This is a genomic window from Promicromonospora kroppenstedtii DSM 19349 (assembly GCF_000515355.1).
GTDB classification, from domain to species: Bacteria; Actinomycetota; Actinomycetes; order Actinomycetales; family Cellulomonadaceae; genus Promicromonospora; species Promicromonospora kroppenstedtii.
Genome location: NZ_KI911690.1, coordinates 24,845 through 26,194, shown reverse-complemented (window position 1 = coordinate 26,194; position 1,350 = coordinate 24,845). Strand labels below are relative to the sequence as shown.

The 1,350-nt window shown below is 74.6% G+C and carries 1 protein-coding gene; it reads left to right on the top strand.

Annotation, left to right across the window (positions count from 1 at the left end; genetic code table 11):
• Window positions 1–1,350 (top strand): serine/threonine-protein kinase (locus PROKR_RS30815; protein ID WP_169736446.1); only part of this gene is annotated, 1,350 nt, incomplete at both ends.

Here is a 1,350-nt window from a genome sequence, read left to right as displayed (position 1 = left end):
GGCGGGTGCCCCGACCGGGACCGGGTACCCGGGTGGTGGCCACCAGGGGGTGCCCGCCGCGCCCACGGCGCCGCGGATCCCCGCGACGGGCGAGATGCTCGGCCCGTTCCAGCTCGGCGACTCGCTGGGCCACGGCGGGTTCGCCCACGTGTACCGCGCCACGGGCCAGGGCGGCGAGGTCGCGCTGAAGGTCCTCACCAACACCGAGGCCGGCTCCCTGGACCGGTTCATCGGTGAGGCCGCACTGCTGGAGCGGCTTGCCGGGCGGGGCTTCCCGCAGCTCGTGGCGGCCGGCCTGAGCGATCCGACCCCGTGGTTCGCGATGGAGCTGGTGCCGGGCCCCACACTGTCCCAGCGCCTGGCCGCCAACGGCCCGCTGCCGGTGCACGAGGTGCTCCGCGTGGCCGACGACGTGCTCGACGCGCTCGCGGTGCTGCAGGAGGAGCACTTCCTGCACCGGGACGTGAAACCGGCCAACATCATCGCCGCGCCCGACCGGTACGTGCTCATCGACCTGGGTATCGCCAAGGGGCACGGCACCACGACGTCGACGCACGCTGCCGGAACCATCTCGTACATGGCGCCCGAGCTGTTCGTGCGCAAGCCGCACGCCCGCTCCGACGTCTACAGCCTGGGCCTGCTGCTGATCTTCCTCGCCACGGGCGAGCTGCCGAACGACCTCAACTTCGCGGGCCGCGACCTCACCGCCGCCGACGTCGGACCCGTGGACCAGCGGCTGCTGCCCCTGATCCTGGCCATGACCCGGCACCGGCCGGAGGACCGCCCGCCACTGCACAACCTGTCGCGCACCGTGGCCCAGCTCGCCACGGACAGCGCCCGGCTCGACCCCGCGCTGCTCGCCGCGGCGGGCGCCACCACGATCGAGCGCGGCCTGGTCACCGAGGTGCTCACGGGCAGTGCGGCGTCGGCCACCGTGGCGCCCACCAGCGTGCTCGCGAGCAACCCCGTGCAGCCGGGCGAGCCCATGACCAACCTGGTCTACGACCAGCAGCTCATGGGCCGCCTGCACCAGGTGCACGGCGACGGGTTCGACGGCGCCGCCGAGGAGGTCATCTCGACGTACCTGGCCGCCGTCGGGCCGCAGCGGGCTGGCGGGCGCGCGCCCGCCGCGATCAAGGACTACCTGTGGGCCGCGATGCGGTGGGCCCCGGCATTCACGCCCGAGGGGTACTCCGACACGTTCGACGGCTGGGCCGCCTACCGGCAGCGTCACGGCCTGCCGCTGCCCGGCAGCCCGACGACGTCGGTACCCCGCCGCCAGACGACCGGCACCGCCCAGCGGGTGACGTCCGCGCAGCGCATGGCGCCATCCGCCGCGCAGCGGGTGGC